Below are 19,317 nucleotides of genomic sequence, written 5' to 3' on the forward strand. Positions count from 1 at the left end.
CGGTGATTGACGCACCTCTGTTGTCAATGCCGAGGTGGAGGTAGGTTCGCCGGATGCCCGCCCCGAGCCACCTCGATCCCCGTCTGCTGCGCGCCTTCCTGGCCGTCGCCGAGGAGCTGCACTTCACCCGTGCCGCCGCCCGGCTGTACGTGGCCCAGCAGGCGCTCAGCCGGGACGTACGGCGGCTGGAGCGGGAGCTGGATGCCGAGTTGTTCGTGCGGACCACCCGGCAGGTCACGCTGACCGGTGACGGGGAGCGGCTGGTGCCGCACGCGCGGCGGGTGCTCGCCGCGCAGGACGAGCTGATCGCCGCCTTCGGGCAGGCCCGGCCGCTGCTCGTCGACGTCAACTCGCCGGGGCTCGGCACCGGGCGCCGGGTGCTGCTGCGGGCCCGTGAGCTGGCTCCCGAGCAGGAGCTGATGGCCCGCTACGAGAGCGGTCTGACCGGCGCCGCCGCCGAGATCCTCGCCGGTCGTCTCGACGCCTCCTTCGGCCGGTTCGCGGGGCTGGAGCCGGCGCTGCGGGCAGGGCTCGGCCATCAGCTCGTCCGGCTCGAACCCATGGCGGTCGTGCTGCCCGAGGACCACCGGCTGGCGGCGCTGGACGCGGTGCCGCTGGCCGAGCTGGCCGGTGAGGAGGTGTACGCGGGGGCCGGGAATCCCCGGACGCCCGAGTGGACCGACCTGGCGCGGCACCTGTTCGAGGGACGGGGGATCGAGGTGGCCTCACCCGCGCCGATGGCCGTCGGTCACGAGGAGTTCCAGCGGATCATGGCCAAGACACGGAACCCGATTCTCGCCGTGGTGGACTTTCCGGCCATGCCGTCGACCGTGCTGCGGCCGTTGATCGATCCGGTGCCGCTGTCGCCCGTCTCGTTGGTGTGGCGGAAGGGGCTGGTGCACCCCGGGTTCGACGCCCTTCGACGTGCGGCGGCCGAGCTGTCGGCGGCGGAGGGGTGGCTGAACCGGCCCGTCGAGGGGTGGTTTCCGGACATCGACATGGAGATCGAAAATGTCCACAAGTGACACATGGCAAACACGCCTGCCTCGTGTGCGCTACATTCGTCGCCTGAGCACCATGTGATAAAGGGGGCGCTCGGACCGGGTGGGGGCCTGGTTCGGTCGACGGGTGCCCAGAGTCGTATGCGCACCCGGAACCATCCCGTGGGGGGACTGCGTGCGCGAAAACAAATGGCGAGAAGACGCCCAACCGGAATGGCCCGACGCGGCATCCGGGACGAGGGAGTTCCCTGCGCCGACGGACGGCACCCAGGCGTTCCCGGAGACGAGAGGAACCGAAGCCCTCGCCTCCCCGGACCCGACCGAGACGCTGCCGAAGTCCCCGCCGCAGCCCACCTCCGGCCCGAACTTCGGCCCCAGCGCCGGGCTCGGCTTGCGCCACGGGTCCGGTACTGGGTCCGGCGGGGGCGTCTTTCGGGACCCGTGGGCGTCGGCCGGCGGTCCGGACGGTGTTGACGGGGTCGGTGGTAGTGCCCATGATCCGCACGAGGTGACCGTCCAGTTGGACGCCGTGGCGTTGCGGGCCGATCAGCGGATCGTGGGGCAGGCCGGTGGCGGCGCCGTGGGTGAGGGGTCCGACGGGCCCGTCTTCGTCGATGAGTCAGGGCGGCGGAGTCGGAGATTCCGGCGTATCGGGATCTTCGTCGGGATCGCCTGTGCGATCTACGCCGTCGTCATCGTGAGCACCCTGCTGTCGGGGAACTCCAACGCGCCCTGGCTGCCTGTGCCGGGCCAGGAGGGCAAGGAGGCCGGGCAGGTGGAGACCACGCCGCTGCCCGCCGACCCGGCCGTGCCGACCGACGACGCCGGCGTGTCGCCCGGTGCCTCGCCGACCCTCAGCGACGGCGCGACGCCGTCCCCGGGCGCCGACGCCACCGCGCCCGGCGCCTCCGCCACGGCCACCACCCCGGGCGCGTCCGCCGACCCGAAGCCGACGGCGACCAAGACCGCTACCAGTCCGGTCACCCACCCCACCGTCTCGGCGAAGCCCACCGACGAGCCCACCACCAGCTCGCCCAACCCGTCGGTCACCCCGCCGACCACCCCGCCCGGTCCGTCCGACTCCCCGGCCGGCGGCAGCGCCGGCACCGGTACGGACAACGTCGCCGACGGCGCGAACACCGCGTCCGGCCGCTCCACCGCACCATCCCTGGAGAACACCCTCTGATGGCATCCCGCTCAAGCCGTCCCGGGCCCGCGACCGGAGCCCGTGACGGCTCCCGTCGCCGTCTGCCCCTGCGCCTGCTGCTGCCGCTGCTCGTCCTCGTCGCGATGACCGCGATGCTGATGCTGCGCGGCTACGTCCACAGCGAGATCCTCGCCGACTACCGGGTGGCCCCCGCCACCGCCAACGACAAGGTGCCGCAGGACATCCTCAAGGGCGGCCCGGTCATCGACACCCGCAGCGGCCGCAGCACCAGCATGACCGTGCCGGACGACAGCGTCGTCCTCACCTTCGACGACGGCCCGGACCCCACCTGGACCCCGAAGGTCCTCGACACCCTGAAGAAGAACAACGCGCACGCCGTCTTCTTCATCACCGGCACCATGGCCTCCCGCTACCCGGACCTGGTCCGGCGCATGGTCGACGAGGGCCATGAGATCGGGCTGCACACCTTCAACCACCCCGATCTGTCCTACCAGTCGACGAAGCGCATCGACTGGGAGCTCTCCCAGAACCAGCTCGCGCTCGCGGGCTCGGTGGGCATCCGCAGCTCGCTGTTCCGGCCGCCGTACTCCTCCAAGGCCGCGAACATGGACAACAACTCCTGGCCGGTCACCGAGTACATCGGCAGCCGCGGCTACATCACCATCGTCAACGACACCGACAGCGAGGACTGGCGCAAGCCGGGCGTGGCGGCGATCGTCCGCAACTCCACGCCCAAGGCCGGGCACGGCGGGATCGTCCTCATGCACGACTCCGGCGGCGACCGGCACCAGACGGTCCAGGCGCTGGAGCAGCTTCTCCCGCAGCTGAAGGAGAAGGGCTACAAGTTCCAGAACCTCACCGAGGCCCTGCACGCCCCGAGCGCGCACACCCCGGTCACCGGCCCGGAGTTGTGGAAGGGCAAGGCCTGGGTCTTCCTCGTCGACGCCTCCGACAACATCACCGGCGTCCTGGTCGTCGGCCTCGCGGTCATCGGGTTCCTCGTCTTCGCCCGCTTCGGACTGATGCTGCTGCTCTCCGGCATCCACGCCCGCCGCACCCGCCGCCCCGGCTTCCGCTGGGGCCCGCTGCCGGTCACCGAACCGGTGTCGGTGCTGGTGCCGGCGTACAACGAGGCCAAGTGCATCGAGAACACCGTGCGTTCACTGATGCGCAGCGAGCATCCCATCGAGGTCATCGTCATCGACGACGGGTCCAGCGACGGCACGGCCCGGCTCGTGGAAGGGCTCGGGCTGCCCAACGTACGCGTGATCAGACAGCTCAACGCGGGCAAGCCCGCCGCCCTCAACCGCGGCCTGGCGAACGCCCGGTACGACCTGATCGTGATGATGGACGGCGACACCGTCTTCGAACCGGCCACCGTCCGCGAACTCGTCCAGCCCTTCGCCGACCCGCGCGTCGGCGCGGTCGCGGGCAACGCCAAGGTCGGCAACAAGGACACCCTGATCGGCGCCTGGCAGCACATCGAGTACGTGATGGGCTTCAACCTCGACCGCCGCATGTACGACGTCCTTCAGTGCATGCCGACCATCCCCGGCGCCGTCGGCGCGTTCCGCCGCTCCGCCCTGGAGCGGGTCGGCGGCATGAGCGACGACACCCTCGCCGAGGACACCGACATCACCATGGCGATGCACCGGGACGGCTGGCGGGTCGTCTACGCCGAGAAGGCCCGCGCCTGGACCGAGGCCCCGGAGTCCGTGCAGCAGCTGTGGTCCCAGCGCTACCGGTGGTCGTACGGCACCATGCAGGCGATCTGGAAGCACCGCAGGGCGCTGGTGGAACGCGGTCCCTCGGGTCGCTTCGGCCGCGTCGGGCTGCCGCTCGTCTCCCTCTTCATGGTCCTGGCGCCGCTGCTGGCCCCCCTGATCGACGTGTTCCTCGTCTACGGGCTGGTCTTCGGGCCCACCGACAAGACGATCCTCGCCTGGTTCGGCGTCCTCGCCATCCAACTGGTCTGCGCCACCTACGCGTTCATCCTGGACCGGGAGCGCCTGACCCCGCTGATCTCGCTGCCGTTGCAGCAGATCCTCTACCGCCAGCTCATGTACGTCGTACTGCTCCAGTCCTGGATCACGGCGCTCACCGGCGGCCGGCTGCGCTGGCAGAAGCTGCGCCGCAAGGGCGGCGTGTCCGCCCCGCCGACCGCGCCCACCGGACACCGGCAGGCCGTGGGCGGGGGGTCCGCCCGATGAGCACGCCGTACTATCCCCCTCCGTCGCAGAAAGCCGTGGACGTGACCGTTCCCCTCGTGCCGACCGTCCCCGAACAGCAGCAGCCGCCGCAACCGGCCGCCCGGCCCAAGGGCCCCGTCCGCGACCGTTACTTCGACCTGCTGCGGGCCCTCGCCCTGTTCCGCGTGGTCCTCTACCACCTGACCGGCTGGGCATGGCTGCCGCTGGTGTTCCCCTCCATGGGCGTGATGTTCGCCCTCGCCGGCAACCTCATGGCGCGTTCGCTGAAGCGCCCCGCCGCCCAGGTCATCAAGAGCCGCATCCGCCGGCTGCTGCCCCCGCTGTGGGTGCTCGGGGTCGTGGGCGTCACCGGCATGGTCGTACAGGGCTGGGGCCCCTCGGACGACGGCCACCCGGGCTGGTGGTGGCTCCATCTCACCTACTGGGTCCTGCCGTTGAGCGACCCGCCGTACGCCGAGGGCCTGCCCGGCATCCACGGCTACCTCGCCGAGAACTGGGCCGTGGACCTCGCCGGACCGCTCTGGTACATCCGCGCCTACCTCTGGTACGTCCTGCTGTCGCCGTTCCTGCTGAAGGCGCTGCGCGCCCTGCCGGTCGCCACGGTCTTCGCGCCGATCGCGCTGTCGGCCGCCTTCGAGTTCGGCTACCTCACCCTGCCCGGCGAGCGGTTCCCCTCCGCCCTCACCGACTTCAGCACCTTCGGCGCCTGCTGGATCCTCGGCATGGCCCACCAGGAGGGCATCCTCAAGAAGCTGCCGCGCTATGTCGTCCCGTCCGTCGCGCCCGCGATCGCCCTGCTGGGCCTCTGGTACGCGACCCGGCACGACTTCTCCCAGGGCAACGACCTCGACAGCATGCCCTTCGCGCAGGCCCTGTGGTCCCTGGGCACGGTCATGATCCTGCTGCACGTCAGCCCGTCCTGGTCCGAGTGGCCCAAGCGGCTGCGGCGCTTCGACCGGCCGATCACCCTCCTCAACTCCCGTGCCGTCACGATCTATCTGTGGCACAACACCTGCATCGTCGTCGCCATGACGATCTGGGACCGGCTGTGGGGCATCGACCTGATGTGGCAGCACTTCTCCTGGTTCCTGGAGAGCCCCTGGCCGGTGCTCGTCTTCGCCTGGATCCTCATCGGCAGCTGCATCGTCTGGTTCGGCTGGGCGGAGGACCTCGCCGCCAAGCGCAAGCCGCAGCTGTGGCCGGACGGGTCCTCGCGTGCCAAGTCCGGTTCGCACCGCGCCTGATGAGTCATTCTCAATTGAGGCTCAAACAGAGCCTCAATTGAAGCTCAAAAACGCGGGATCAGGCTCAATTGAAGCTCAGAAGACTCAAGTAGCTCTCGCTCGCGGCTGGTAGCCCGTGGAAGGATCATGCCTGCGCGGCAACGCCGAAGGGGAAAGGCGAAACCGTGTCCTGGAACAACTCCAGGGTAATTCACGGTAATTCACCTTCCTGATTTCGAGAGTGCCATGAAGAGACAAATATGGGCGACGGTCGCCACTTTGATGATGACCGTGAGCCTTGGAGTAATTCCCGCCTATGCCGCCGAGATATCGACCACGGCGGTCACGGAATCCGATCCGGTCGACCCGCCGCTGTACGACGAGACCGCCGACGGCAAAACCGTCCGCGTCAATGTCGTCACCGAGGACCGCGGCGATCTCTCCAACGCGGCGAGCGCCGGTGAGACCCTGCTGTCCTTCCAGACCCTGCCCGTGGTCACCCTGGAGGTGGACAAGGACGGCCTGGACGACCTGGCCGCCCAGCCGGGCGTCGTCAGTGTCACCGAGGACGAGCTGGTCGCGCCCTCGCTGGACGAGAGCGTGCCGATCATCGGCGGCGACAAGGCCATCGCGGCCGGCAGGACCGGCAAGGGCAGCGCCATCGCGATCCTGGACACCGGCGTCGCCACCAACCACCCCTTCCTGAAGGGCCGGATCGCCGCCGAGGCCTGCTTCTCCCCGGTCGACCCCAACTACGGCGCCACCAGCCTGTGCGGCAACGGCGCGGCCACCCAGGAGGGCACCGGCGCCGCCAACTCCGCGAACACCTGCGCGGGCATCGACGAGTGCGACCACGGCACCCATGTGGCGGGTATCGCCGCCGGTGACGGCACCGGACTGAGCGGGGCCCCCGCCACCGGCGTCGCCCCCGGCGCCGACATCGTCGCCATCCAGGTCTTCTCCCGGCTCGACTCCACCAAGTACTGCGGCGCCACCAACCCGTGCATCCGCAGCTTCACCAGCGCCCAGATCGCCGCGCTGGAGAAGGTCCTCGCGCTCAAGCAGGCCGGCACGCCCATCGTCGCCGCCAACCTGAGCCTGGGCTCGGCAAGTTACTCCGCCGCCTGCACCAAGGACGCCCGCAAGACCATCATCGACAGCCTCTACGAGGCCGGGGTCGCGACGGTCGTCGCGGCCGGCAACAACGGCAGCGCGACCGCCGTCACCGCCCCGGCCTGTGTGCCCAACGCGGTCTCCGTCGGCGCCACCACGGACGACGACGAGGTCGCCTCGTTCTCCAACCACGGCCCGCTGCTCGACGTCTTCGCCCCCGGCAACGGCATCGTCTCCTCCGTCCTCACCGGCTACGACTCCAAGAGCGGCACCTCCATGGCGACCCCGCACGTCGCCGGTGCCTTCGCCGTCCTGCGCCAGGCCTACCCGGACAAGACCCTGGCCGAGCTGGAGGCGCTGCTGAAGTCGACCGGCACGCCGGTCACCGACGAGGCCGGCGTGACCGTCCCCCGGATCGACGTCGGCAAGGCGGTCGGCGCCGCGACGCCCCCGCCCGCCCCCGAGCCCGCCGACACCACCCGCCGTACGAAGATCCTCAACGACGCCTCGTACGCCGTCCCGGACCTCGGCACCGTCCAGTCCCCGATCACCGTCTCCGGCGTCACCGGCAACGCGCCCAAGAACCTCCAGGTCTCCCTGGCCGTCACCCACGACTGGCTCGGCGAGGTGAAGATCGACCTGGTGGCTCCCGACGGTCAGACGTACGCCCTGAAGGCCACCAACGGCACCGACCCGGGCGGCACGCTGACCAAGACGTACACCGTCGACGCGAGCGTCTCCCCGGCGAACGGCACCTGGAAGCTCCAGGTCGCCGACAAGTCCGCCGGCGGCACCGGCACCATCGACGACTGGGCGCTGACGTTCCCGACCCCGTTCGCGAAGACCAGCTCCGCCGCCGTCCCGGACGCGGCCACCCTCACCTCCGAGCTCACCGTGAGCGGCGTCACCGGAAACGCCTCCGGCGCGCTCCAGGCGTCCGTGAACCTCACCCACGAGTGGCTCGGCGAGGTCAAGATCGACCTCGTGGCTCCCGACGGTCAGACGTACGCCCTGAAGGCCACCAACGGCACCGACCCGGGCGGCACGCTCAGCAAGACGTACACCGTCGACGCGAGCGCCTCCGCGGCCAACGGCACCTGGAAGCTCCTCGTCGCCGACAAGTCCGCCGGTGGCACGGGCACCCTGAACAACTGGTCCCTGACCTTCCCGTCGATCGAGAGCCAGTCCACGTACGCCATCCCGGACGCGGGCACCCTCCAGGCGCCGATCACGGTGAGCGACGTCTCCGGCAACGCGCCGAAGACCCTGAAGCTCTCCCTCGCCCTCACCCACGACTGGCTCGGCGAGGTCAAGATCGACCTGGTCGCCCCCAACGGGCTGGTGTACGCGGTGAAGGCCACCGACGGCACGGACCCGGGCGGCACGCTGAACAAGGTCTACACGGTCGACGCGAGCGCCTCTCCGATCGCGGGCACCTGGAAGCTCCAGGTCGCCGACAAGTCGGCGGGCGGGACGGGCACGCTGGACGACTGGGCACTGACCTTCTGACCGCCGCACCCTACGAACGAAGACGCCCGGCCGGGACATCCCGGCCGGGCGTCGCTTTCGCGTTCCCGCGAACTACCCCTGCACGCCCTGCTTCCACTCCTCGGCGAGCAGTCCGAGGACCACCTCGTCCATGAACTCGCCCAGCACCCAGGCGGCGGAGCGCAGGACGCCCTCTCGGACGAAGCCGTTGCGCTCGGCGGAGCGCAGCATCGGGATGTTGTCCGACAGTGTCTCGATCTGCAGCCGCTGCAAGCCTCGTACGACGAAGCCGTAGTGGCACAGCACCGCGACCACGTCTGTGCCGTAACCCTTGCCGCGGGCGGACGACCGGAGGCCGAGGCCGATGTGGGCGAACCGGTTGTGGGTGTCGATGCCCCACAGCGTCGCGGCGCCGACCAGCTCGCCGCTCTCCAGGTCCACCACGGAGAACGGGAGGTTGTCCTGGTCCGTGGGGTCCGCCACGAACTTCCCGCCCGGGCCCGGCGGGATCGGCCGCCATGGCCGGCCGTCGGCCCGCGAGGTGTTGACCACGTCGTCGTAGAGCTCGTTCTGAAGGACCGGAACGTCGTCCTCGTGCCGGGCCCGCAGCCCGACCTTGCCGCCTCTAAGCATGCAGGCTTCTTATCGGGTCGAAGCGGGTGACGGCAAACCTTTTTGGACGCGGAAAACCGGCAGAGCCGGCCGCACCGAGCGAGTTGCTCGATACGACCGGCTCTGCCGGTACGAGGACGAATGGCCTACTTGAGGTAGCCGCCCTTGAAGCCGCTCTGGTCGGCCCAGATGCGCTCACGGGCGTCCCACGAGAAGCCGGCCCACTTGCCCTGCCAGATGGTCTCGGCGGTGGCGTTGTTCGCCGGGTCGGCGGAGATCCACTCCTTGACCGGGCTGTTGGAGAAGTCGGCGAACGGCACGTAGTTCCGGTGCGAGGCCCAGCCGTTGTAGACCTTCACGACACGGGACGAGGTCGTGCGGTAGTTGACGCCGATCTTCACGGTCGTCACCTTCACACCGAAGATGGTGTCGGAGACGGAGTACCAGGCGCTCCGGTCGTAGTACCGGGCGCTCGGGTCGGCGAGCTCCTCCTCGGTGGTCGGCGGCGTCTCGGTCTCCTCGACGGCGAGGGTCGCCTCCAGGACGACATCGCCGTCCGCGGCTTCCTTTCTCGTCTCGGTGGTGTAGTTCTCCTCGTCGATGGACTCGACGTCGGAGACGTCCGAGATGAAGTCGCCCAGCTCCTGGCCGCGCTGAGGATCGTTCAGCAGGTCGACGAACTGTTCCTTGTCGCCGTCGGAGAGCGCCGAGTACTGGTCCAGGGTCTCCTGGGCGTCCGTGTCGCCGAGCTCCACCTGCTCCACGAGGTAGGACTCGTAGGCCTCGGGGGTGGTACCGGTGGTGTCGTCCGCGAACGCGGAGCCCGGCATGGCCGCCATGGTGATCGCCGCCGCCGTGGCGACGGCCACGCCCACGAGCCGCTTCCGGTTCATCTTCGTCGTGGTACGCATATCTACTGCCTCCGTACGTGGATGGGTACACGAACTGAAATAAGCAGTAGGGAAAGCGCGATAATTCGCCCCCCTACAAGCGGTTCCGCCTTTCCCCTTCGGCGTTCCCGCTTGCCTTGATCCTTCCGTAAGGAATGGGGGGTGGGAAGCTCAAATAGCCTTTCCTGAGCATCAATTGAGCTTGCGGGGAACTCAAGTACTTCTATTTGAGCCTCAATTGAGCTTATGAAGTTTCAACACGCTTTATTTGAGCTTTGGTTGAGCTACTTCTTGGTGAGCCAGCGGCCGAGCAGGATCACGCCGGTGATGACCGCGGCCGCGACGACGACGATGACTGCCTTCATGCTGGTGTCCATGACGCCGAACATCTGGGTCTCCCTTATGACTTGGGTCGGTAGCTGAGCAGGTCACCCGGCTGGCACTGCAGGACCTCGCAGATCCGGGTGAGGGTGGTGAAGCGGATGGCCTTGGCGCGCCCGTTCTTGAGGACGGACAGGTTGACGTTGGTGACGCCGACGCGGTGGGCCAGTTCGGTGACGGTCATCCCGCGCTCGCTGAGGAGCTTGTCGAGATGGACCTCGATGTCATGGCCCTCGTGCTCGTCCTCGGCCATCAGACGACCCCTTCGAGGTCCTCGCGCAGGGCGGCACCGGCGCGGGTGATGCGGGCGAAGGTGAGGAGGCCGAGGCCGATGAGGATGAGCAGGTAGGGGGCCGACCACAGGCCCAGCCAGGAGCCGGCCGTGAGGTCGTGGTTGGTGGTCAGCTCCGCGAGCACGGCTGCCTTGAGGTTCGACTCGACGAGCTCGGAGAGCAGGCTGCCGAGCAGCAGCCACCAGCCCAGGAGCCGGAACCGGGAGGCCGTACGGACCGTGTGGACGCCGTCCCGAGCGGCGCCCTTGAGGAGCTGGTGCAGCAGGAAGAGGCCGCCGATCAGCAGCAGCGCCGAGGGCAGTGCGCTGAGCTCGTCCAGCAGGTGCAGGGAGGTGCTGGGCTCGGAGGCGCAGTACTGGGGGACGGTGCCGACGTCCACCCCCTGCTCGGGGAAGAAGCGGTTGGCGCCGGCGGAGCCACCGGTCGAGTCGTCGGTGACGCAGACGCTGCTGCTCCCCCAGCCGCCGTGGACGGTTCTGAACACGACCCCCAGCGTCACCAGGGCCAACAGCACCCGCAGCGCTATCGACACCACCGTCGCCATCGGCTCCAGCATCTTCCGGTCCTCGGACATGATCCCCCGCCTCGCTTATCGTTTTTCGATGTATCGAGTTTCGATGTTATCGAGAAACGATAAGCCGCGCAACCGACCGCGCCCCCGCACCGGAACCGGTGCGGGGGCGCGGAGTCGATGATCCGGTCCGGGGTCAGAACCTCACGACGAAGTTGCTGACCGTGCCGGTGTCACCCGTGGCCACGTCGTCGACGCGGAGCTTCCACCAGCCGTTGACCGGCAGATCCGTGGCGTCGACCGTGTAGACCTTCTTGAGGGTGCCGCCGGGCTCCTCGCCGTTGTCCTTGAGCAGGTGCAGGGAGCCGTCCGGGGCGATCAGGTCGATCTTGAGGTCGCCCAGGTACTCGTGCTCGACGTCCACGTACACCTTGAGCTTGGCGGAGCCGACGCCCGACAGACCGTCGGTCTTGGTCCAGATCTCCGTGTAGTTCTTGTCCGGGATGGCCTTCACGGTCTGGTTCTCGTACGACGGGAAGCCGAGCGACCAGCCGGTGAGGGTGCCCGTGGAACCGGTGGCGGAGTCGGTGACCTTCAGGGTCCAGGTGCCGTTGGCGACCGCGTCCGTGGCGTCCACACCGTAGGTGGTGGCCAGGGTGCCGCCCGCCTCGGAGCCGTACGGCTTGAGGATGTACGACTTGCCGTCCGGGCTGGTCAGGGCGACCTTCAGGTCGCCGATCCTGGTGTGGGTGAGGTTCGTGTAGACCTGGAGCGGGCCGGCGGCGTTTCCGTCGATCCCGGAGACGGCGATGGTGGAGCTGAGGGTTCCGGAGTCCGGAATGGTCTGGGCGGTGGTGTTCTCGAACGGCGTCGGGAAGATCAGCGACCAGGTGGTCAGCGTGCCGGCGTCCCCGTCGTCGGTGTCGGTCATCCGCAGCTTCCACTCGCCGTTCGCGACGGAGGCCGAGGCGTCCACGGTGTACGTCGCGACGATGTCGTCGGCGCCGTCGGAGGTGCTCGCGGCCTTCAGCAGGTGGGTCGTGCCGTTCGGCGCGACGAGCTCCAGCTTCACGTCACCGCGGAAGGCGTGGGTGATGTTGACGTACGCCTTGAGGTTCTTCGGCGCGTTGCCCGGGTATTCGGCGACGGTGATCGGCGAGGTCACCGCGGTGCCGGTGCCGCCGGTGGGCGCGTCCGGGATGGCGATGTCCTTGTCGTTGTCGACCTGGAAGGCGCGCGGCTTCTTGTCCGCCTCGGGCTTCGGCTCGACCGCGGCGACCGCCTTGGCCACGTCGATCCGGGGGACGGTCACGCCCGCCTCGTCGGTGATCGGCTTGCCGGTGGTGGCAAGCAGCGAGACCAGGCTGGCGAGTCCCTCGGTCGGGTAGGCCTGGCGCAGGACGGCGAGTGCGCCGGCGACGTGCGGGGCCGCCATGGAGGTACCGCTCATGGAGTCGTAGGTGCCGCCGGGGACCGAGGAGACGATGCCGTTGCCGGGGGCGAAGACGTCGAGCAGCGGGCCGTGGTTGGAGAACGAGGCGACCTCGTCGTCGTCGGTCGTGGCGCCGACGGACACGGCGTTGGGCACACAGGCGGGGGCGGTGACGGCGGTCGCGCTGCCGTTGTTGCCGGCCGCGACGACCGTGGCGACACCGGCGGCGTAGAGCTTGTCGATGGCCGCCGCGCGGGCGTCCTTGGCGCAGGCGCTGGTGTAACTCGCCGAGCCCAGGCTCAGGTTGGCGGCGATGATCGGGGTGCCGGCCTGCTGAAGCTGCCAGACCTTCTCCAGCGCGGCGATCTGGGCGCTGGTGAAGCTGCGGATGCACGGGTTGGCGGCGCCGCAGTACTTGGTCGAGTCGAACTTGGAGAAGACCTGCATGGCGACGATGCCGGCGTCCGGCGCGACACCGGTGGCCGGGGCGCCGGTCAGTCCGGTGCCGTCACCGGCGGCGATACCCGCCACATGGGTGCCGTGGTCGCAGCCGTCGAGGGTGGCGCAGGCGCCGGCCGCGGAGTTGGCGGCGCCGGTGCCCTCCTGGGTGGCCGCGCCGTTGCCGCACAGGCTGGTGGCGCCGTAGGCGGCGTCGATCGGCGAGAAGCAGGCCTCGGCGACGATCCGGTCCTTGAGGAACGGGTGGTTGGTGGCGACACCCGTGTCGATGATCGCGATGTCACTGCCCGCGCCGGTCTTGCCGGCCTTGTGGGCGGTGTCGGCGCCGATGACCGGGATGCTCTCGTCCAGCGAGGGCGCGGAGAGACCGTCCTCGGTGACGCTCACGACGCCGTCCTGGGCGGCGAGTTCGGCCAGCCCGGACTTGTTCACGCGCAGGGTGACGATGGGCAGGGTGTCGAAGGACTGAAGCGTGTCGCCGACGCTCGCCGCGCTGGAGAGGTCGGCGCGGCTCTCGGTGACGACGTTCACGCGGACGGTGTCGCCGTCGGCGGTCTGGTCGTACAGGGGCGGGTCGATCGGGTCGTCGGCCGTGGTGGCCGTCGAGGTGGTCGACGTGGTGTCGGTGGCGTGGGCGGGTATCGCGCTGAGGGTGGCGGCCATCACGGACGTGATGACGGCAGCCCAGATCCGTCTGTTCATGGGTCTCTCGAAGTCGGCAGGGCATGACGAAGCATGCGGGGGTGGGAGAGAGGGAATTCCGGCGCGCGGAAAGCAGCGAAAAAGCCGGATGAGAAGAAAGCGAGGAAAAGAGAACTGCCTGCGGACGTCACGCACTGGGCGTGTTCCGTCGGGAGGCCGTAGGGGAAGGTGGCGGCAAGGCCGACCACGGCGGCGGAGAAAGACGGATCCGCTTGATCACCGCAGACATTAGGGGGCGGTGATCACCACCGCAAGACCCCAATATCCGGAGCCGACGCCGCCGTACGGTTGCTCAGGCAAAATCCGTGCCCGTCCATCCACGGTCCTCAACTGGACAGCGAAGCAGGCAAGTTGATCACGCCCGCAAAACGGAACCGGCCTGCACCACTTTCCCGCCCGCCCCAGCACATCCCCACCACCCCACCACTCGCTCTGGTGTCCGCTCCCAGGGCCCCGCTACCGTGGCGCTGCCGCGCACCACCACCGAGAGACCGAAGAAATTGAGCCAGGAACCCGCCATCGCCCCGCCCGCCGGAGCCGCGCCGGTGTTCGGGCTGGTCACGCCCGTGGACTGGTACCGCATGCCGCTCCAGCCGCGGGACCGCCGTGAGGCGTCCATCGCCGCGCTGATCAGACGGCAGTTCGCCGGCGTCGACGACCAACCCGTACTGCGCCGCAAGGCGGAGGAACACCTGCGCGACACCGCCGAGGCCGGAGTCGAGCAGGGCGGCGTCGTGCTGTACCTCTCCTTCCTCGAGGTCGGCGGCATCCCGCTGTCCGCCTCGCTGCTCGTCTCCCGCCTGCACCAGAAGTTCGACGGGCTCGACGCCGTGGCCGCGCTCGCCGGTTCCGGCGAGGTGGGGCTGACGAAGCTGCCGGCGGTGGGGCGGGCGGCCCGGCTGGTGCGGCGGGAGCGGTCGCGGCAGTCGCGGAAGCTGGGGTCGGAGTTCCAGGACACGGTCGTCGAGTACTTCGTACCGGTCCCGGACCGCGACGAGGTGTTGATGCTCACCTTCAGCACACCGCTGGAACCGATCGCCGACGCCATGGTGGAACTGTTCGACGCGATCGCCGGAACGCTGCGCTGGCAGCGGCAGGACGACACGGGGGATGACGGGACATGGGCGAGAGACTGAGGGTCTCCACGGACGACCTGGAGACGGCCGGCACCGGACTGCGCACGGTGGCCACCGAACTCGAGGGACTCGACAAGCTGATGGACCAGTACGACCTCCGCACGGTCGGCCATCAGCAACTGCACGAGCGGCTCCAGGACTTCTCCGACGGCTGGGACGACAACCGCAAGAAGATGATCGAGGAGATCCAGGGCCTCGGCCAGGTCGCCCACGAGTCCGGCAAGGCGTACAAGGAACTCGACACCGCGCTCTACAACGCGCTCATAGGGAAGGGGAAGAACAAGTGACCGGCGAGGGGAAGAAGAGATGACCCGCCCCGCCGACCACCGCTGGGAGGTGCTGGGGGAGAGCGGCGACCCGGTCCCCGGCGACGTCACCGACCTCACCGCCCTCTCCCGCCGCTTCGAGGCCACCGCCAGGACCATCACCGAGACCGCGGCCGCGCTGCGCCGCCTCGGCAACCAGGAGAGCTGGGACTCCGAGGCCGGACGCGCCTTCGCCGACAAGGCGAACGACACCGCGAGGACGGTGAGCAAGGCGCACGACCGCTACGCCGACGCCGCGTCCGCGCTGAAGACGTACTACACCGACCTGGAGACGATCCAGGAGGACGCCGACACGCTGCTGCGCGACGCGGAGACCAAGGCCGGTGACCTGACCAAGGCAAAGTCGAGCGCCGAGAACCCGCCGCAGGGCACCGAGGACGCCGACCAGAAGAAGCTCGACAAGAAGGTCACCGACATCCAGGACGGTCTGGACGGCCTGCGCGGCCGGCTCGCGGACGTCAAGCGGCGGCACAAGGAGGCCGGCGACAAGGCCGCCAAGAAGATCCACGACACCACCGAGGGCGACGGCCTCAACGACTCGTGGCTGGACGACCTGCGCGACGCCCTGAAGATCATCAGTGACATCACGGGCGCGATCGCCGCGGTCTGCGGCATCCTCGCGCTGCTCGTCGGCTGGATCCCGATCATCGGCCAGGCGCTGGCGGGCGTGCTCGGCACGATCGCGCTGGTGATGACGGTGATCTCGCTGGTCTGCCACGTCCTCCTCGCCCTCAACGGCGACGGGTCCTGGGGCGACGTCGCCATGGACGCCCTGGGCCTGGCCACCTTCGGTATCGGCCGGGTCTTCTCGGCCGGGTCCAAGCTCGCCGCGACCGTCGGCCGCAGCCGCGTCTGGCAGGCCGCCGACGACTACGTCCGCGCCTGGAACCGGGGCATGAACTCCGCCGCCCGCCGCCGTCTCGTCGAGGCGATGGTCGGCCCGCGCGCCGGGGCGAACGGCGCGGGCGCCCTGCCCGACGTCTCCCTCGCCGCCGCCTTCAAGGGCCTGCCCCGCTCCTTCGCCGACGACCTCGGCACCATCCGCGGCAACTGGCGGGACCTCTTCAAGGTCGGCGACAACCTCACCGCCGCCCGCAACGCCTACAACACGGCCGGCGCCCGGGGCCTCGCCAGCATGTACGTCGGACCCGGCATGGTCGACGAACTCGGCCGCATGAAGAACATCGACCCGACCGACCTGAACTTCATCGGCACCCCGGACGCCTTCAAGCAGGCCCTCTCCTACAACTCCTGGGCCCTGGGCGCCACCGGCACCGGCGCGGGCTCCGACACCAACAGCTTCGTCGGCCTGTTCGGCGGCGACGACGAGATCGACGTGACGGGCCCGGACGCGTCGCTGGCGGGACGGTGACCCGGATGACGACCGGCACGGCGGACTGGAGCGAGTGCCGCGTGGACCTCGCCGCCCCGCACAACTGGCTGGTGCTGGACCTGCGCACCGAGGACCCCGAGACCTGGGCGCGCGAGATCGCTCAGCAGCACCTGGCGGAGGGCTCATCACGCGAGCTGTACGACGCCTTCGCCACGGACGTCCTCTGGTACTGGGGTGCGGCCCGCCGCCAGAACGCCCTGTGCGCGTCCCTCCTCGCCCCACCGGACACTCCGGTCCTGGCGAGCTGCACGGTCCGGGAGGTGCGCGTCCCGCCGACGTCGACCGTGGAGACCCTCCGCGCGGAGGTGGGACAGGCGGAGGGCCCGTTCTTCGGCACCCAACTGCTGGAGGAAGTGGACCTGCCGCTGGGCCCGGCGCTCCGCGTCCAGCGCATGGAGCCCACGGCCCCGGACTCCTCCTCAGGCGAGATCATCGAGGGCGTCGCCCACTACGTCCTGCCCGCCCGCTTCACCGGTACGGCACTGGAGTGCCGTCTCCTCTGGAACTCCCCGGGCCTGGGCGAGGCGCTGGCGGGGATGGCCGACGAACTGGCGGCGTCACTCCGCCTGACGTGAACGCCGCTTGATCAAAGGCTCCCCGAGCCCAAGCCTCTCCCACGGCAGCATGGCGAGCGGCATCCAGCTGAAGCCGACGGCGAAGACCCCGAGGACATTGACGAGCTGCTTCGGCAGCACCCACCCGAGCTGGGCCACCACCAGCGCGACGACAAGCAGATACACATCGAACACGAGCACGGCGAGGATCTTCCGCAGGGCGCCCACGAGCCCGACCCGAGCCTCGCCCCGCTTGACCATCCCGAAGACGATCACCGGCACCATCAGCCCGGTGACGCCACCGACGGCGATCCCCCCGATGACCAGGGCGATCCGCCCGTCCTCGGGCACGACATCGGACAACGGCGCCCGGTCCACCGCGTCCCCGAGCAGCGCCACGGCCGCGTACACGCCGAGCGCCATCGCCGCCAGCACGACGACGACCCCCACCCCGAAGACGACGTTCCCGGCCACAGAGCGCTTGTTGCGCTGCGACGCCTGAGGCCCCTCGGCCCTCGACTCGGCGGACATGGACTCTCCCATTCCTGTGCGGGGTCCGCTAGAGGATAGCCAGGGCGCGCTCAGTGGCTCCAGGCATCGGTGTCCAGTACCTTCGCGGGCGCCCGTACGTCCAGCGGCTCGTCGAAGGCGCTGTAGGTGGTGGTCGTGCGGAAGTCCGACCCCTTGTAGACGACCTTCAGCAGATACGGCTTGCCCTCAGTGGCCACGTAGAACGTGTACTTCCCGGTCTTCACCGACTTGTCGGTCACGATCACCGAGATCGCCGGGGTGCCGCCGACCTCGGTCGGCCTGCCCCGCTTCGCCGTGCCGAAGGAGGAGAAGTCGCGGGGGCAGTCGGCCAGGCCGTCGCCCGGTTCGGCCTCGCTCGCCGGGGTCTTGATCCAGCGGTCCTGGTCCCCGTCCATGGACTTGTCCGACCACCACTCGATGTACGCGCGGTTCGGGCGCACGTAATCCGTCTCGCCGATCCGGATCTGTTCGATGGCGGCGTCGTTCCAGCTCCAGGTGACCTTCGAGGTGCACTTGCTGTGGAGGTCGGTCGTGATGCGGGCGGTGAACCCCTTGCCCTCGGGGTTGGTGGTCGTTCCCTCGACGGTCACGGACGTCAGCCCGTCCATCGCCTTGTTCGCCTCGTCGAGGATCTCCTGACCGGAGCGGTCGTCCGTACCGCCGCCGCCCCCCGAACATCCGGCCGCCGCCACCAGGCACACCAGCGCCGCCATCGCTCTTCCTCGCACAGTCCCCCCACAGGTCACGTGCGGCTCAGATTACCGCTGGTGTCACACGCGCCAAGAACCCGTAAACCGCGGGGGACTGCGGTTTCCCCGTGGCGTACGGCGTGCGAGACTGCCCCGGTTGCGGCAGTGAACGGCGGGGAGCGGACGACGATGAGCAAGCGGCAAGTGCAGAAGATGCTGCGGTTGATGGCTAGCGGAGAGGCCGTCGAGCTCACCAGCCCGATGTCCTCCGTGAAGAAGCTCGCCCGACTCGCCTTCATCGCCCAGCAGTTCGGCTACGAGTACGCCGACGTGCGACAGGGCGGCGGCCGGAACAACGCCCTCGTCATGCTGCTCGTCCCCGACCCCAGCCCGCAGGCCCGCTCCCGCGCCGCGCAGAACTGGGCGCAGTACCCGAACGCGAGCGACGGCGTCTCCGTGCCGCCCCTGATCCCGGACGCCTTCGAACTCCTCAAGGCCCGGATCAACTTCGACCTCACCGGGCAGGCCAAGAAGCGCATGGGTTACGCCGTCGCCGTGGCCAGCGTCGCGTGTCTGGTCCTCGCGTACCGCTTCGGCGGCCAGTCCGACGACTTCGTCGTCGCGGCCGTCATCTGGGTCGTCCTCCTGGCGGCGCTCGGAATCGGCTTCGTCGTCAACGGCAAGCGCAACGTCAAGTTCGCCGGCCGGCTCCAGGCCGCCGGGTTCCTGCCGGTCACCGACGGGGACGGACGGGTGCGCTATCTGCCGCCGGGCGCTCAGATGCCGGGCCAGGCGAACCCCTTCGCCGCCGGCCCGTACGGCAACCAGCCCCAGCCGGGATACGGGCAGCAGCCTCAGCCGGGATACGGGCAGCAGCCCCAGCCGGGTTACGGGCAGCAGCCGTACCCGCCCCAGCCCGGATACGCCCAGCCCCAGCCCCAGCCCTACGGCTACCCCCAGCCCCCGCAGCCCTCGCCCGCCCCCGGCCCGTACGCCCCGCAGCAGCCCTACCCCCAGCAGCAGCCGTACCCGCCGCAGCAGCCCTACCCCCAGCAGAACCCCAACTGGCAGGCGCCGCAGCAGTGACCCAGGGGGTGACCCACGCCACTGGGAGCTGTTCGTAACAAACGGCCGCAAGTACCTCTCACCCCGCCTCCGCGCCGGGTGAGAGCAAAGTTCCTTTCCGGTCACCCAGTGCCACAGCA

At 69.5% G+C, this 19,317-nt stretch carries 17 protein-coding genes; 10 read left to right on the plus strand and 7 right to left on the minus strand.

All coding sequences use genetic code 11. From position 1 onward, the window contains the following. Nucleotides 1–53: 53 nt before the first annotated feature. From ACIHIX_RS29975 to ACIHIX_RS29995, 5 genes are all read left to right on the plus strand, one after another. Entirely contained in the window at nt 54–1,025 is a 972-nt protein-coding gene (locus ACIHIX_RS29975) for a LysR family transcriptional regulator (RefSeq protein ID WP_399961544.1), read from the plus strand. A gap of 484 nt (nt 1,026–1,509) precedes the next feature. After that, nucleotides 1,510–2,187, plus strand: a complete 678-nt coding sequence (locus ACIHIX_RS29980; protein WP_399961546.1) for a hypothetical protein — start codon at nt 1,510–1,512, stop codon at nt 2,185–2,187. Beyond that, a complete protein-coding gene (locus ACIHIX_RS29985; protein WP_399961548.1) occupies nt 2,187–4,379 on the plus strand; it encodes a bifunctional polysaccharide deacetylase/glycosyltransferase family 2 protein in 2,193 nt (730 codons plus the stop codon). Before ACIHIX_RS29980 ends, ACIHIX_RS29985 begins: the two co-directional genes overlap by 1 nt. Then, nucleotides 4,376–5,623, plus strand: a complete 1,248-nt coding sequence (locus ACIHIX_RS29990; protein ID WP_399961550.1) for an acyltransferase — start codon at nt 4,376–4,378, stop codon at nt 5,621–5,623. The genes ACIHIX_RS29985 and ACIHIX_RS29990 overlap by 4 nt, the downstream gene beginning before the upstream one ends. A gap of 264 nt (nt 5,624–5,887) precedes the next feature. Further along, nucleotides 5,888–8,224, plus strand: coding sequence for a proprotein convertase P-domain-containing protein (locus tag ACIHIX_RS29995; RefSeq protein WP_399961986.1), 2,337 nt, complete (start codon nt 5,888–5,890; stop codon nt 8,222–8,224). 72 nt (nt 8,225–8,296) lie between these two features. Here the strand turns inward: ACIHIX_RS29995 and ACIHIX_RS30000 are convergent, their stop codons facing one another. The 5 genes from ACIHIX_RS30000 to ACIHIX_RS30020 all read right to left on the minus strand — a co-directional run bounded on the left by ACIHIX_RS30000 (nt 8,297) and on the right by ACIHIX_RS30020 (nt 13,483). Beyond that, nucleotides 8,297–8,836 (minus strand): GNAT family N-acetyltransferase, encoded by a 540-nt coding sequence (locus ACIHIX_RS30000; protein WP_399961551.1) that lies wholly within the window; start codon nt 8,834–8,836, stop codon nt 8,297–8,299. Between the two features lie 125 nt (nt 8,837–8,961). Beyond that, entirely contained in the window at nt 8,962–9,726 is a 765-nt protein-coding gene (locus tag ACIHIX_RS30005; RefSeq protein WP_399961553.1) for a hypothetical protein, read from the minus strand. Between the two features lie 379 nt (nt 9,727–10,105). After that, nucleotides 10,106–10,339, minus strand: a complete 234-nt coding sequence (locus ACIHIX_RS30010) for a helix-turn-helix domain-containing protein (protein ID WP_399961555.1) — start codon at nt 10,337–10,339, stop codon at nt 10,106–10,108. Beyond that, a complete protein-coding gene (locus tag ACIHIX_RS30015) occupies nt 10,339–10,953 on the minus strand; it encodes a hypothetical protein (protein WP_399961557.1) in 615 nt (204 codons plus the stop codon). Before ACIHIX_RS30015 ends, ACIHIX_RS30010 begins: the two co-directional genes overlap by 1 nt. A 133-nt stretch (nt 10,954–11,086) precedes the next feature. Beyond that, nucleotides 11,087–13,483 (minus strand): proprotein convertase P-domain-containing protein, encoded by a 2,397-nt coding sequence (locus tag ACIHIX_RS30020; protein ID WP_399961559.1) that lies wholly within the window; start codon nt 13,481–13,483, stop codon nt 11,087–11,089. A 500-nt stretch (nt 13,484–13,983) separates the two neighbouring features. Here ACIHIX_RS30020 and ACIHIX_RS30025 point away from each other — a divergent pair, with 500 nt between their 5' ends. From ACIHIX_RS30025 to ACIHIX_RS30040, 4 genes are read left to right on the plus strand one after another with little or no spacing between them, the layout of a single operon-like run. Next, nucleotides 13,984–14,619 carry a hypothetical protein gene (locus ACIHIX_RS30025; protein WP_399961560.1) on the plus strand — a complete coding sequence of 212 codons (636 nt, stop codon included), beginning with the start codon at nt 13,984–13,986 and terminating at the stop codon, nt 14,617–14,619. Then, nucleotides 14,604–14,906: a hypothetical protein gene (locus tag ACIHIX_RS30030; RefSeq protein ID WP_399961562.1), complete on the plus strand. Its 303-nt coding sequence runs from the start codon at nt 14,604–14,606 to the stop codon at nt 14,904–14,906. Before ACIHIX_RS30025 ends, ACIHIX_RS30030 begins: the two co-directional genes overlap by 16 nt. 19 nt (nt 14,907–14,925) lie before the next feature. Further along, nucleotides 14,926–16,317 carry a hypothetical protein gene (locus ACIHIX_RS30035; RefSeq protein WP_399961564.1) on the plus strand — a complete coding sequence of 464 codons (1,392 nt, stop codon included), beginning with the start codon at nt 14,926–14,928 and terminating at the stop codon, nt 16,315–16,317. Between the two features lie 5 nt (nt 16,318–16,322). Then, nucleotides 16,323–16,913 (plus strand): hypothetical protein, encoded by a 591-nt coding sequence (locus ACIHIX_RS30040; protein ID WP_399961566.1) that lies wholly within the window; start codon nt 16,323–16,325, stop codon nt 16,911–16,913. On the opposite strand, the gene ACIHIX_RS30045 is transcribed toward ACIHIX_RS30040, so the two are convergent. Both ACIHIX_RS30045 and ACIHIX_RS30050 read right to left on the minus strand, forming a co-directional pair. Further along, the gene (locus tag ACIHIX_RS30045; protein WP_399961567.1) at nt 16,896–17,423 is read right to left on the minus strand and encodes a hypothetical protein; all 528 of its coding nucleotides are present in this window, start codon (nt 17,421–17,423) and stop codon (nt 16,896–16,898) included. The genes ACIHIX_RS30040 and ACIHIX_RS30045 overlap by 18 nt on opposite strands. Nucleotides 17,424–17,473: 50 nt before the next feature. After that, nucleotides 17,474–18,136 carry a hypothetical protein gene (locus tag ACIHIX_RS30050; protein ID WP_399961569.1) on the minus strand — a complete coding sequence of 221 codons (663 nt, stop codon included), beginning with the start codon at nt 18,134–18,136 and terminating at the stop codon, nt 17,474–17,476. Between the two features lie 165 nt (nt 18,137–18,301). Here ACIHIX_RS30050 and ACIHIX_RS30055 point away from each other — a divergent pair, with 165 nt between their 5' ends. Beyond that, a complete protein-coding gene (locus tag ACIHIX_RS30055) occupies nt 18,302–19,198 on the plus strand; it encodes a hypothetical protein (protein WP_399961571.1) in 897 nt (298 codons plus the stop codon). Nucleotides 19,199–19,317 lie beyond the last annotated feature (119 nt).

Source organism: Streptomyces sp. NPDC051913 (genome assembly GCF_044593635.1).
GTDB lineage: Bacteria > Actinomycetota > Actinomycetes > Streptomycetales > Streptomycetaceae > Streptomyces.